This window comes from Vibrio sp. B4-6, assembly GCF_963888245.1.
GTDB classification, from domain to species: Bacteria; Pseudomonadota; Gammaproteobacteria; order Enterobacterales; family Vibrionaceae; genus Vibrio; species Vibrio anguillarum.
On record NZ_CAWPIM010000044.1, the window covers coordinates 15,566 to 29,600 of the forward strand.

A 14,035-nucleotide genomic window follows, 5' to 3' on the forward strand; every position below is an offset into this window, starting at 1 on the left:
TAGAGGGCATAACAACTCTACTTAGCATTCCAATTTGACATAACACCCATTTTTCATATGAAAATATGCTCTTTGTAAGACGCGGTGCCGCAAACTTAGCTAAGCTATATTTATAACAACAACGAGCATGTCAACCGTCAGTTAAAGTACCAAGGCCAATAACATAACAACAGGAAATAACCATGAGCCTGACTATTCGCCAAAGACTCTACGTGCTATCCATTGTTCCGCTACTGATTATTTCGTTAAGTATGATGTATCTCAGTTTTTCAGAAACACAAAAACTGAATCACGAACAAATGGCTGCTACCCGCGCTAGCATGATGGAGATGAAACAAAATGAGCTGCGTTCATATCTGCAAATTGCCGATACAGCGCTCAAATCACTCAAACAAAAAAACGCTCCCCTCAGCGAAGCCATCACCATACTGCGTGACATCGCGTTTGAAAATAGTGGCTATATCTTTGGCTACAATAGCAAAGGGGATCGACTACTACTGGGCCAAAGTAATGCTGGTTTAGGCGATAACTTTTGGAACATGCAAGATACGCATGGCAACTATTTAATCCAAGATTTAATCAAAAATGCCAAAGTAGATAAGTTCACTACCTACTATTTCCCCAAGCCGGGAGAGACGACACCACTACCTAAATTGGCCTATTCTACCTATTTGCCACAGTGGGATCTAATGATAGGCACTGGCTTTTACACCGATGACATTGATGCTGTAATCGCCAACATGGAAACACTCGCTGCGGAAAATATGCAAAGCAGTTTAGTCAATATCGGTTTGATGAGCTTGATCATTATCCTCATCGTCGGTTTTTTCGCCATCATTTTAAATCGCAGTATCATGCGTCCTCTCGAGCTATTTGATTTATCGATTCGTTCATTTGCAAACGGTGACGCTGATTTAACTGCAAGAATGGAAAAATTCAACGCCCCTGAATTTGCAAGATTAAGTGATAACTTCAATGCCTTTGTCTCCAGCTTGCAAAGTATCATTGCGCGCGTGCACCAAGTTGGGCAACAGGTTGTGGATGAAACCAATGACATGACACAACGAGCACAACAAGTTGACGCCATTGCATCAGGGCAACGTGAAGAGACCGATCAAGTAGCGACAGCGATGACAGAAATGACCACCACCGCAACAGAGATCTCGAATAACGCCCATCATGCCGCTCAATCGGCAAAAGATGCCGACGACAACGCCAAAGATGCCCATGAAATTGTTGATTCGGCGGCACAATCGGTACAGGATCTTGCCAAAGAAGTCGCTGAAGCGAGCCTTGTGATTTCAAAACTAGAAGGCGATGTGAAAAACATTTCGTCTCTACTTGCGGTTATCCAAGATATTGCGGAACAAACCAACCTATTAGCATTAAACGCAGCGATTGAAGCAGCTCGCGCGGGTGAACAAGGACGAGGATTTGCCGTGGTGGCAGATGAAGTCCGAAAATTAGCCAGCCGTACCCAAGACAGTACAGGGCAAATTCATGCGATGATCGGGCAACTGAAAAATGCCTCTGATGCCGCAGTTAAAGCGATGGATTCAAGCCAAAGTCGTAGCTTAAGCACCGTAGAAAAAGCCAATGCCGCATCAACAGCATTACAAAAAATTCAAGACTCTATTGCCACGATTATGGATATGAACGCACTGATCGCCACAGCAACGGAAGAACAAAGCATTGTTGGGCAAGAGATATCAGAGCGTATTGTGGTGATCTCCGACCAAAGTAGTCAATCGGCTGAACTGGCTAATCAGAACCAAGCGGGTAGCCAGCAGTTAAATAGCCGAGCCAACGAACTCTATGAGTTGGTGGACCGCTTTAAAGTTTAACAAAAAGAGGTAAAACTGATACTCGTAAGCGTCAGAATGAAGATCGTTGATCATTAAAGTAAAAAAGCCATGCCGACATGGCTTTTTTCAATGAAGAGATCCCTAATGACTTACAGGAGATTTCTTTGGTTTAATCGATTTTTTCTTGATATTCGCGTTTATCTTCTGGACGCAGTTGACGCTGAACACCCATTAAAAAGTTACGCAGGATCTGATCTTTACATTCACGGTAGTGTTTATTGTCAGGCTTGCGGAAAAATGCATTGAGCTCGTGCTTACTTAAACGAAAATCGATAAAAGCTAATGTGTCTAAAATATCTTCTGCTTTCATATCCAGCGCAATACGCAATTTCATGAAAATCATATTATTGGTTAAGCGTGTTTCAGGCTGAGGTTGTTCACCATCGCGTTTACCACGCTTTGTATTGATTAAACCATTGAGAAATATCGCTAGATCCACATCACTCAACACAGATTCCGTCTCTTTGTTTAGCCAAGTAGTCACTTGCTCTTGAGTAACGCAGCCGTCCGCCGCAGCAAAAATCTCAACCATAGCTGAGTCTTTAAAGTCAAAAGTGTAGCGAATACGGCGTAAAATATCGTTATTGGTCAAAATAGATCCTAGGGTTAGATTTCCAGTGCCATCAAGATGACAGACTGTGAAGAAATAGCGCGCCACTGTAGCAGAAGAGCGATCGGACACCTATCTATTTTACGTAATACCGTCTGAGTTTAATGTGTGTTTACTACCTCTTTTAGTAATCGGTCTATCGAATCAACCACCGATTTACTGGCCAATTCCATAGTATCAACTTGCTTAATCAGTTGTGTCCAATCACCATTCTGACCAAACTTCAGTGCACTCTTTCCTGAATCATGCACCAATTTATGAGGAGCATTCAAACCAGCAAAGCTGGGAAGCTGGCTGTATTCACGCGCACCATCACCCTCAAAATACCATTTACCTAGACGGCACTCTTGATGAGTATTCATCCCATGTTCAAACCGACGATTGAGGATGTGATCGTACACTTCATTTTTCCAAACTGCGTGATCTAATTTCACCGTATCAAGGAAAGAACACGCCGTCGCAATACGAATAACTTCTTGCATTTGTTTTGATTTGTCTAAAACGATTGTTACCGTCTGTTTTAATTCATTTGAAGCATTTTCTACTTCGATTGCACATTCTTGACTCTGATTCACTGAACCTTTAATACTTTCCGTTTGGTTCTGAACTTGCCCAACTAAAGATTCAATCTTAGTGCTGGCATCATTGGCTTTGGAAGCTAATGCCCGTACTTCATCGGCCACGACCGCGAAACCTCGACCCGCTTCACCTGCGCGTGCCGCTTCAATAGCTGCATTCAGTGCCAATAAATTGGTCTGTTGCGAAATCTCTTGGATCGTGCCGACTAACTGGCCAATCGAAATGGTTGTTTTATCTAGAACAGTCACCGATTCCATACTAGCGTGAGCGTATTCTGCAATTTTTTCTGCTCGAGAAGATAAGTGATTAATTGCTGTGCTTGTCTGACCAAAAATACTATTCAGTTGCTTCAGTGATTCGTTCTCACGCAATAAATTCTCAGCATTGTGAGCCAGACCAGAACGGATGGCTTCCAGCATGTGGCTACCACTCAAATGGCTGGCCATCAAATCAGACTCTAATTGAGTTGATGTACGCAATAAGGCCAGCTGTTCTTTTAGCTGCTGAATTTCATCTTGCCACTTTTGTTGCTCAAGTCTTTGCTGTGCTTGTAATGCAGCTATCTGAGCCTTCAAATCATCATTTTCTTTTTGCATTTTCTTATTAAATAGCATGCTCAACCTCGGCAAAAATAACATCGTCAATCTACATAAGTTTAATCGAACGTTAATAATTTTATGCACTTCTCATTTCAAAATGAGAAGATTAAATCGGAGTAATGTGAAGGGACGCACCTAGCCTCCCTTCGACATTCATTAAGCCTGTTTGAGTTCAAGTCTTGTTCGATACAGCACCATATCTTCAATCGTCAATACAGGCATATTGTGCTTTTGCCCGAACGCAACGATCTCGGGTGTTTTGGCCATGGAACCGTCAGGATTGGTGAGTTCACACAATACGCCCGCAGGCATTAAACCCGCCATTTTCATAAGATCAACCGTCCCTTCTGTATGCCCACGACGAGCCAAAACGCCCCCCGCCCGAGCGCGAAGTGGGAAAACATGGCCGGGGCGTGCAAGATCATCGGCTTTAGCATCAAAGCGGGCCGCGGTTTTTATTGTGGTCACTCGGTCTTGTGCTGAAACGCCCGTGGTTACACCTGTTTTTGCTTCAATCGAGACAGTAAAAGCGGTTTGGTTTGCGCTATTGTTATGCATTACCATCGGGGGCAGTTGCAGTTGATTAGCCTGTTCATCGGTCAAACATAGGCAGACGATGCCACTGCATTCACGGATCATCAGTGCCATTTGTTGTGTGGTCAGTGACTCAACCGCATAAATGATATCGCCTTCATTTTCACGATCTTCATCATCAAGCAACAACACGCCTCGCCCTTCTTTAAGCGCAGACAGTGCGTTTTCAACACGAGTAATAGGGTCGCCAAATTTGGCAAGTAGAGATAGCTGATTCATAGTTGTACTCCTAAAAAATCACCAGAATCAGGGCTGCTTGAGGGATCAAATCCAAAACAAATTGCACCAGCTAGCGAACTAACTGGCGTCTCTTCATTCTCTCTCATCCGGACTATAACCGTCGGCTCTGGTTTTTCACCAGATCTGCTGACCTCGATACATCGAGCGCTCGCGGGCTCATCTGCCTTCTCAACTGAAAAAACAAACACACCGCCGGTGGGGAATTTCACCCCGCCCTGAGAATTTAAACTATAAATTGGCTTTAAAAAAGCGATGTCATGGTAGTCGTTTACGATAAAGATGAAAAGTAGGACGACGAAAAAGTGATGTGCATCGAAAAGGAAAGGCATCCTGCAATTATGCAGTTGGGGGTAACAGGAGCATAGCTAACTCAAGAGTTTAGGGTATGCAGGATGCCTTTATTCATGGTCACCAGTGACATAAATGAATCAGAGCTAAAATCGCCATTACCTCTATAGGGTTACGTGATTTTTCTAAACGCTGGCGGTAATAGATCGCCAGCGGTGTTGGCTGTTTGGTGTCAGTCGTTATGGGGTCGTTCATCATTCACCTCCTCAGCTATCGATGCGTTGATTGTGAATCAAAACAAGGAATACAAAAACTGAGAATTTTTTATTTTTTAATTCCTCATATCATCGAAATTAGCCTTAAAACGATATTTAAAAACTAAAAATCAATAAATGAGGAACAAATGATCATTAATATTTCTTATTTAGTTCTTCATAAATTCGCTACTATACCCAAACAACTTGACCATCAAGGAGGGCAAAGCGCAAGGTCGTGCGAAGAACTGAACTGCCTATCTCTTCCCTTTCATCTAGAGGATTTGCGAGTGTCCGATCTTACTTTATTACGTTATTACACACGCCTGACCGTGCTTGGTGTGGGTCAAGAGATTAAAGTATCGTTAACACAGGTTGCAGAATGTTTATTCACCTCACCACGTCATGCACGAAATCTGGTGGCTAAAATGCAGCAACAAGGTTGGCTCAAGTGGCAACCCAAAGTCGGACGTAACCAACGCTCGATACTGCGCCTGAACCTCGATTTAGACACAATCAAACAAATGCTCGCGAAAGAGCAAATTTTGGCTGGGAAATATGAAAAAGCCTTAACCATACTGGATAATGATGAGGTAGTGTTTGGGCGTTTGTTGCAAAGTACTTCCGGCGCATCTATTCGCGAAGGTCGCTTACACATTCAACTGACGTATAAACGACCATTTGAACGGCTAGTGCCCCATCAAATACAGCGTAGTAGTGAGCGATTTCTGCTCAGGCAAATCTATTGCTGCCTCATCCAGTGTGATGAACAAGGACGCTTTCATCCAGAATTAGCCCATCACTGGGAGTATGATGCACAACATTTTCAGTGGGTATTTTATCTTCGCCCCGGATTAGCGTTTCACGATGGCTCACCGATTGATGCTAATACGATCGTGAGTTTATTTGCCAAACTCTCTAGTTTGGAAGAGTACAAAAAAGAGCTCGCGCATTTGGTTGATGTAAGCGCACCACAACCACAAAAAGTAGTATTTTCTCTTAATCAATCTGATTTAGGATTTGCAGGGTTGCTCTCTGGCGTCAAATATTCAATTCAACCAGCCAGCCAAGTGAACAATGCATACTCCCCAATGGTGACAGGTTGTGGCCCATTTCAAGTTCAAGATCACTCACCTCACAAACTCATTTTAAGCGCATTTGACCAATTCTATGGCTGCCGAGCTTTAACGGATCACGTCACAATTTGGATTTTAAATGAAGACGAGTTGTACCCTCAAGGCATGCATATCAAACAAAAAAATCAGCAACAAAACATCTCTTGCCACCACGATGTAGAGCTGAGTAACGTTGAAGAACTGGCGATCATCACCTCTAATCAATCATCAAGAGTAGAAGATGGTTGCATGTTTATTTTGTTCAATCAAGGTGCTCATTCAGCTCTTAATGAAAATCAGAAACGCTACCTAGCTACCGAGATATCTGGAGAAAAACTAGAGCACTATTTAGCACAACAACCAACTAAGTTTGACGCAGTCGTTGCCAGTAACCTACTGCCAGTATGGCAACCTGTGGTGCGACCACCAGCGCCCAAAGCAAGCCTGCCAAATCAAATCTCGATTGCCGTCTATGACTACACGGTACTGATTCATTGCGCCTTCGGTGTGAAACATATTTTAGAGGAGATGGGGCTGGCTGCTGCCGTCAACATTTACTCCTACCGAGAATTGAATTTTCTGGCCCAGCAAGGCAAATTGTACGAAACCATAGTTATCACCAATATTAATTTAGATGACAATCGGCATTTCAGTGCATTTAGCCATTTATTTGGCAACCCAATGTTGCACCATTGCATTGGCCCCGCAGAGAGCCAATGGCTGCTCAAAGCGTTAATCGACATTCGATCAACGACACCATTGACACACTACCTTATCGCGTTGGAACCGCTAGCATCGAGTTTGATCAACGAATACTGCCTCGTCCCTTTGTTCCACCATAAGCAAACATTACGTTTTCAGGGTGTGCTCAAAGACGTTGCACTGACCAACTGGGGATGGCCTGATATTAAAAATGTGTGGTCCATTGATTAGCGAATAAATAGCCTGCGTAATATTGCCAGCATCACTAAACGATAACGCAGCATCCACTGGCTACGTGGCAACCAACGCTTAGAAAACAATACGGTTTTGGCGTGTGAAAAGGTCTTAAAACCTTCAATCCCGTGATAGTGCCCAACCCCAGAATCGCCAATACCGCCAAAGGGGGCATCATCGGCGGCCACATGTAACAGAGTATCGTTCACAGCTAGGCCACCACTATGCGTTTGTGTACTAACCTGTTTGATCACCTTGTGATCATCACTCATTAAATATAAAGCTAACGGACGTGGGCGAGCGTTGATATAAGCTATCGCTTCATCCAAACTGTGATAGCTCAATACCGGCAATATGGGGCCAAATATCTCATGTTGGGATAACAACATATCAACCTTCACATTCGTCACTAAGCAAGGCAAAAATTGATACGTGCCCGCTTTTGCATCGCCTTCTACGGGATGCAATGTAGCCCCTTTTTGTTTAGCATCTTCTAAGTATTGCTGTAGCCTATCAAACTGGGTTTGATTAATAATATGTGACGTATCATAGCCATCTTTAGTGGAAAAATAGCGCTTAAAGCGTTGCAGATAGAGCTCCACAAAGGCTTGTTGTTTGCCTTCCGGCAGTAAAACATAATCAGGAGCAACACAGATCTGCCCTGCATTGATGGCTTTGCCAAGCATGATGTTATCAACGCTGCGCGCAAGGTCAGCATCAGGTGCAATGATCACGGGGGATTTCCCGCCAAGCTCTAACGTTACTGGTGTTAGGTTTTTCGCAGCCGCTTGGGCAACCAATTTACCTACCGGTGTTGACCCCGTAAATAACAGATGATCAAAGGGTAACGCACTGAACTGTGCGGCAACGTCAGCCCCACCTTCTACAGTATCAACCGCTTCATCGACCGTCGCAAAAATACGCATCAACACTTGGTTGGCGCAAGACGTATGTTCGCTCAATTTGACCATAGCGCGATTACCTGCCGCCAATGCTGTGACTAATGGAGCCATACTGAGCACGATAGGAAAATTCCAAGGTACAATCACTCCCACAAGACCCAAGGGTTGATAGTGAACGCTCACTGTCGACGGCAGTAATAGCCAACCTGCATGACGCGATTGCGATTTTGTCCACGATTTGAGGTGTTTTAGCGTGTAATTAATGTGTGAAACGGCCGGTAGCAGATCGCAAACCGTACTATCAAAGCGACTTCGATAACCATAATCCTGATTTAAGGCCTCAACGAGCGCGGCCTGTTCACTGAGTAACGCGGTTTTTAAACGCTGCAACCAAATACGTCTTTGCTCAAGGCTAGGATACGGCTCTGCTATTGTCTGCTGTTTTAACCTAGTAAAAAGTGTCGTAACGTCTTTAGTTAAGGGCTGTTGCTGTTCTGTTTCTTGCACCGTATTTCACCTCATTCGCAGCTAAGGCAGCGTCTTGGAAATGAGCTCAGGATTAATGCCAAAGCTGGCTTTATGTTCTTCAATCACAAATTCACTGCGCGTTTGAATCACTCCCGGCAATGTCCCCAACTTGCCAGACATAAAACTTTGGTAGGCTTTCATATCTTTCACTCTCACTTTGATCATGGTGTCAAAATCACCGGACAATGAATAACATGCTTCAATTTCTGGGATGTCCGCCACTGCTTGTGAAAAACGCTCAAAAATAGAGAAACTGGTTTGATCCAATCGAATATGAATGAACACTTGTACATCCAGACCTAACTTTTCTGGGCACAGTTCTGCATGGTAGCCTTTGATATACCCTTCCTTTTCTAAGCGTTTGACACGATCAGAACAAGGAGATGTGGTTAAATTCACCAACTTTGCTAGCTCAACAACGGGAAGCCGTCCTTTACTGTGCAAAATACGTAAGATCTTTTGGTCGATGCGGTCTAGGCTCATGGTTTTGCACGGCGCTCTAAAAAAAGTGATATGGCATACAATAATGGCTTACAGCGTTAAACCAACCTATCATCACAAGGCATTGTGATATAAATCACATAGAATAGGGGAACGTTAGAATAAAAAGACTGAGGAGAAAAAAGGAAAAGAAAGTGAGCAAGCACCCACTTTCTTGGTTGTAATCTATTTATCGCCTCTTTACTTTGAGTATGTTGAGATGATTACAGTTTGAAGCGAGAAATTTCTTTATCTAACTCATTCGCTAAACGGTGCATTTCATGAGCTTGTTGCACTGCATTTTGCGCATCACTGGCGAGTTGGTCGCTGACTTCACGTACCGATTCGGTGTTGCCATTAATATCCGCTGTCACCAAAGATTGCTCTTCTGCTGCTGATGCAATTTGTGTCGCCATATCACTGATCATCTGAATGGCTTCGCTGATTGCGTGTAAGCTTTCTCCTGTATGGTTCACATCTTGCACACTTGTTTCGACCAGTTTATGGCTTTCCGTCATGACAGAAACAGCATTGGTCGTTACCTTTTGCAAACCGGAAATTTTAGACTGAATCTCCTCGGTAGAGGCGTGAGTACGCTGAGAAAGCACTCGGACTTCATCAGCTACAACCGCAAAGCCACGACCTTGCTCTCCGGCGCGCGCCGCTTCAATCGCCGCATTCAAGGCCAACAAATTTGTCTGCTCTGCAATCGAGCGAATGGTCGACAGAATGGTTGAAATCTCATTAGCGTGCACTTCTAATTCACCAATGATGCCCACAGCACTGTTAAGCTCTTGTGCTAACTGATTGATTGACTGTTTGCTTTGCTGCATCTGGCGATAGCCTTGTGCACCAAGCTCAACCGATTCATTGGCATTTTTAGCGGTATTATCAGCATTGCCCGCGATTTCAGCGGTCGCAGACGCCATTTCAGTTACCGCAGTTGCAACCATAGTAATTTCATCTTGTTGAGTACGAATCCGTTCACTACGTTGACTGGCTGAGCTCGCGGCCTGTGTCGCTCCTTGGTTAAGGGAAACGGAAACATCACGCACGCTTTGCACCATGACATGGATGCGATCGACAAATTTATTGAACTTATCCGCTAAGATACCGACTTCATCATCGCTGCGAACGGCTAAACGACGGGTTAAATCGCCATCACCTTCGGCGATATCTGACAAAGCTTGAGCAATATTACTCAACTCATTCAACTGACGAGCGACGAACCATGAGGTCGCTAATGCCAAGATCACTAAAATCATCAAACCAATCAAGCTCTGTTTCAATAGCATGTCATTGAGTGGCTGTTCAAGAACCGTTTTGTCCATCACCATAACCAACAGCCAGTCGGTATGTTCAATACTTTGCGCCATCAATACTTTGGCCTGACCATCAATATCAACAAAGAGTGGTAATTGAGAATTTGCCGCCTCTGATATGCTTTGAATGGTCAGTTGTGAGGCCATTTCTTGGGTAGGTTTTAAAATAAGCTCTTGATTGGGATGGGCAACAATTAGCCCCTTGGTATTCACCAAAATAGCATTGCCCTTCCCGGGAACCTCAATAGCTAAGACGTCCTTGATCAATTTACCCAAAGCTAAATTGGAAGCGGCGACGCCAATCAGTTGGCCATTTTGACGGACAGGTTCTGCCAATGTCACCACTAAGGTTTGCATGGTAACGCTGACGTAGGGGGCGGTTGTGATCGGTTTACCCGCGACTTTGGCTTCTTTATACCAACCACGCTCACGGGGATCATAACCATTTTGGTTACGCGATCCGTCATTGCGGATCATATCGCCCTGTTCATTACCGTAATAACTCAGCCCAAACTCACCAGACTCCAAGGTTTGGCGTAGGTGAGGAACAATGTCTAATTGTGGATTACGCTCGATTTCGTTTTTTAATCCTAGCAGCGTTTTTTGTTTACCATTAAACCAGTCACCAATCCCTTTTGCATGAGCCTGTAATGTATTACGCGCTTCACTCTCAATCGCTCTCCAGCTGTCGGTTTTAAAGGTTTGATAGCCAACCATAACCAATGCAGCGGCTGTCAATGTAATAGCAGCAACCACAGAGAACACCATTTTTCTCTTTAAACTCAATTGCATTGCAATGCTCCTTGAAGCTTGTTCACCAAAGTAATGGGCTTGAGAGTATTACAACTATGGATTATTACTTTGCCTAAGTTCCCAATACTTGACACTCGTGCAATAGAACGGCACGTGAATGTGCACTAAATCAAACTTAGTCAGCCGAATAAAAGCAAAATTATCTTTTGAGCGAGAGGCGCACTACGCCAAAAAACTTAGCGCAGTGCTGGAAGTATTTAGAGAACGCGGACGCGTGAGAAGTCAGTGTGGCTTAATGTTGATGGGTGATTACATACTCGGCAAAAACCTTGCTTTTCCATTTTGTAATGAGGTTCACCTTGTATAATGAGCGCAAAAAACTTTTGAACACCTTGCCACGTTGAACAAGGTTCTGACTGACAGCGCTTCATCACGACTTTATGTGGTGTCTCTTTACGACAACAGGTGCAATAAGCTTTTGACATGGTCCAATAATCCCTACAATTTGCATCATTATTGATAATTGACACATTTTGCGCCTACAGGTTCATTTTTCTCAAACTTTAGTGTGTGTTTCGTGAGCTATCTTCAAAAAACGTCCATCCCAATCTCCTTATTTTCTGCTAAGCACACTACACAATCTAACCTGTACAAAAAAGCCCCTCAGAAAGGGGCTAGTTATTGAACAACGGTATGAATGTCAATCTAGTTCAACCAGCTGCTTTTTAAAGGTCACGTGCTGTGCTCTCACGCTCTCTTCGGGTTCAGCTGTCGCTAAGCTCACCACAACGATCGCAAGTACAGAGAAAATGATCCCAGGAACAATTTCATACACATCAAACCAACCGCCAGACAGTTGTTTCCAAACCACAATGGTCACGCCACCAACAATAATGCCGGCTAGTGCACCATTGCGGTTCATTCGAGACCAATAAAGGCTCAATACCACTGCAGGGCCAAATGCGGCGCCAAAGCCCGCCCATGCATACGAAACTAAGCCGAGCACGGAACTATCTGGTGTCATGGCCAGCACTAACGCAACGATAGAAATTAGAATCACAGCAAAGCGGCCAACACGAACTATCTCCTCCGACGTTGCATCTTGCTTGATGACTTGCTTGTAAAAATCTTCCGCTAACGCAGAGGAAGAAACTAATAATTGCGAGTCAGCGGTACTCATAATTGCCGCAAGAATAGCCGCAAGCAAAATACCTGCAATAACTGGATGGAAAATCGCATTCACTAGCAGCATGAAGATTTTTTCACCATCTGCCAGCTCCAGCGAACCTGTGTTCGTCACATAAACAAGCCCAACTAAGCCAACTAATAGGGCTCCCGCCATGGATAAACCGGTCCAAATGACCGCAATACGACGTGCTGTGGTGAGATCTTTATTTGAGCGAGACGCTTTAAAGCGCGCCAAAATATGGGGTTGACCAAAATAACCAAGCCCCCATGCCATTAATGAGATAATGGCAACACCCGTTAACGGCTCACCTTTCACATCATGCCATAGCGTTAGTAGCTCTGGGTTTATTGCGGATAGATCTTGACTCAGTTGACCCAAACCACCGTTGATTGCCGCGATGGGCACAATCATTAATGCCGCTGCCATCAATAGGCCTTGCACTAAGTCAGTCCAAGAAACGGCTAAAAATCCACCAAACAGTGTATAAGACACCACACAAATGGTGCCAATAATAACTGCGGTTGAATAATCTAAACCAAATACCGTTTCAAATAGTTTACCGCCAGCCACAAGGCCAGAACTGGTATAAAAGAGGAAGAACAGCAAAATAAAGAAGGCTGAAATGGTTTGAATCAGTTTAGATTTATCATTAAAACGGCGTGATAAAAATTCAGGTAATGTTAATGAATCTGTCGTGATGCTATAAGTGCGCAAGCGCTTAGCATTCACTAACCAGTTCGCCCATGTGCCCAATAATAAGCCACCCGCTAGCCAGAAAGCCTCAATACCAGCGGCGTACGCGTAACCAGGTAAACCGAGCAATAACCAACCGCTCATATCAGATGCACCCGCCGATAAAGCCGCAGGCCAAGGGCCCAGTGATCGCCCTCCTAAGAAATAATCTGCGGAGTTTTTCGTTCGAAGGTATGCAACCACACCAATAGCCAGCATCAAAATAAGATACAGGATAAAGGTGGTTGTAATAGCAAAGCTATTTTCCATTGTGTTTGTCCTCTTTAAAAGATCGCCTTCCATGTCCTCTTCCGAAGAAGAGGATAAAACAGAAAGGATTAATGGGTTTCGCTACCAAGCTCAAGCAAGGTCGCATTACCACCCACTGCTGTTATATTTATTGTGCGAGTACGCTCGGTAATAAAGCGCAACGATAAGTGAGGATCATGAGCCACGGGGATCGCGCTCAAGTCCGTTTCAGAAACTAGGCTGACAATCGCACCATTACGATCAGCTAGCTGACGGTTGAGGCTACGCTCAACCGAAGTGTTCCCAACGTAACCTACACTTCGAACGTCCGACGCCATCAACGGATGATAAGCATCAAAAGACGTAAACTGAATGAGATTAGTAGGGAGTGTTGACTGCTCAAATGCCGCTTGCAGTGTTCGAATCAACATCGCATCGTCACTACATAAGACGACGCTATTGCCTGCCACAAGAGCGGCACAAAGCTGAGCTGCCACCGCCTGTTGCGCTTTATCACTGTGCTCACCTTGGATGATCACAGCCACGCCCCGACCTGCGGTGTATAGCTCATTGGTTTCTCCAGTAGGACCGATCAATTGATGCGAATGCGCCAACAGCGCCGATGCCTGATGAAGATGATAAGAAATCACTGTTGCCAGTTGTGGCATAGCGCTTTCTAGTAGATTTTTAAATGAAAGTAAGCACTCACATTTAGAATCAAAATCGGTGATATTCCAATTTTCCCATGCTGAAAAAGCGTCAGAAAAACGTGTTACTTGATGAACCATGCTAATTCTCCT

General features: G+C 44.3%; 12 protein-coding genes, 1 pseudogene and 1 riboswitch. Of the genes and pseudogenes, 2 read left to right on the forward strand and 11 right to left on the reverse strand.

What is annotated here, in order from left to right; all coding sequences use genetic code 11:
* Positions 1-182: 182 nt before the first annotated feature.
* Positions 183-1,844 carry a methyl-accepting chemotaxis protein gene (locus AACV20_RS11540; RefSeq protein ID WP_088729794.1) on the forward strand — a complete coding sequence of 554 codons (1,662 nt, stop codon included), beginning with the start codon at positions 183-185 and terminating at the stop codon, positions 1,842-1,844.
* A gap of 130 nt (positions 1,845-1,974) precedes the next feature.
* On the opposite strand, the gene AACV20_RS11545 is transcribed toward AACV20_RS11540, so the two are convergent.
* The 5 genes and pseudogenes from AACV20_RS11545 to AACV20_RS11560 all read right to left on the reverse strand — a co-directional run bounded on the left by AACV20_RS11545 (position 1,975) and on the right by AACV20_RS11560 (position 5,033).
* Positions 1,975-2,457, reverse strand: coding sequence for a YehS family protein (locus AACV20_RS11545; RefSeq protein WP_038148283.1), 483 nt, complete (start codon positions 2,455-2,457; stop codon positions 1,975-1,977).
* Positions 2,458-2,576: 119 nt separating this feature from the next.
* Complete coding sequence (locus tag AACV20_RS17625; RefSeq protein WP_410001445.1) at positions 2,577-2,957, reverse strand: CZB domain-containing protein; 381 nt, start codon at positions 2,955-2,957, stop codon at positions 2,577-2,579.
* Between the two features lie 42 nt (positions 2,958-2,999).
* Positions 3,000-3,692: pseudogene (locus tag AACV20_RS17630) on the reverse strand (methyl-accepting chemotaxis protein); the annotation flags it as partial.
* Between the two features lie 117 nt (positions 3,693-3,809).
* Positions 3,810-4,466 carry a 3,4-dihydroxy-2-butanone-4-phosphate synthase gene (gene ribB / locus AACV20_RS11555; RefSeq protein ID WP_047687676.1) on the reverse strand — a complete coding sequence of 219 codons (657 nt, stop codon included), beginning with the start codon at positions 4,464-4,466 and terminating at the stop codon, positions 3,810-3,812.
* A gap of 91 nt (positions 4,467-4,557) precedes the next feature.
* Positions 4,558-4,714: riboswitch (FMN riboswitch) on the reverse strand.
* 181 nt (positions 4,715-4,895) lie between these two features.
* A complete protein-coding gene (locus tag AACV20_RS11560) occupies positions 4,896-5,033 on the reverse strand; it encodes a hypothetical protein (RefSeq protein ID WP_013868191.1) in 138 nt (45 codons plus the stop codon).
* A gap of 145 nt (positions 5,034-5,178) precedes the next feature.
* On the opposite strand from AACV20_RS11560, the gene AACV20_RS11565 reads away from it, so the two are divergent.
* Complete coding sequence (locus AACV20_RS11565) at positions 5,179-7,077, forward strand: SgrR family transcriptional regulator (protein ID WP_170907319.1); 1,899 nt, start codon at positions 5,179-5,181, stop codon at positions 7,075-7,077.
* On the opposite strand, the gene AACV20_RS11570 is transcribed toward AACV20_RS11565, so the two are convergent.
* From AACV20_RS11570 to AACV20_RS11595, 6 genes are all read right to left on the reverse strand, one after another.
* Positions 7,074-8,489, reverse strand: a complete 1,416-nt coding sequence (locus AACV20_RS11570) for a coniferyl aldehyde dehydrogenase (protein WP_170907320.1) — start codon at positions 8,487-8,489, stop codon at positions 7,074-7,076. The two genes, AACV20_RS11565 and AACV20_RS11570, sit on opposite strands and share 4 nt — an antisense overlap.
* Positions 8,490-8,510: 21 nt before the next feature.
* Entirely contained in the window at positions 8,511-8,993 is a 483-nt protein-coding gene (locus AACV20_RS11575) for an Lrp/AsnC family transcriptional regulator (protein WP_170894923.1), read from the reverse strand.
* Between the two features lie 221 nt (positions 8,994-9,214).
* The gene (locus AACV20_RS11580) at positions 9,215-11,104 is read right to left on the reverse strand and encodes a methyl-accepting chemotaxis protein (RefSeq protein WP_170907321.1); all 1,890 of its coding nucleotides are present in this window, start codon (positions 11,102-11,104) and stop codon (positions 9,215-9,217) included.
* A gap of 218 nt (positions 11,105-11,322) precedes the next feature.
* Complete coding sequence (locus tag AACV20_RS11585) at positions 11,323-11,550, reverse strand: hypothetical protein (protein ID WP_013868195.1); 228 nt, start codon at positions 11,548-11,550, stop codon at positions 11,323-11,325.
* 215 nt (positions 11,551-11,765) lie between these two features.
* Positions 11,766-13,256, reverse strand: a complete 1,491-nt coding sequence (putP, locus tag AACV20_RS11590) for a sodium/proline symporter PutP (protein ID WP_017044927.1) — start codon at positions 13,254-13,256, stop codon at positions 11,766-11,768.
* A 68-nt stretch (positions 13,257-13,324) separates the two neighbouring features.
* Positions 13,325-14,023, reverse strand: a complete 699-nt coding sequence (locus AACV20_RS11595; protein ID WP_017042347.1) for a 1-pyrroline-5-carboxylate dehydrogenase — start codon at positions 14,021-14,023, stop codon at positions 13,325-13,327.
* Between the last annotated feature and the right edge of the window lie 12 nt (positions 14,024-14,035).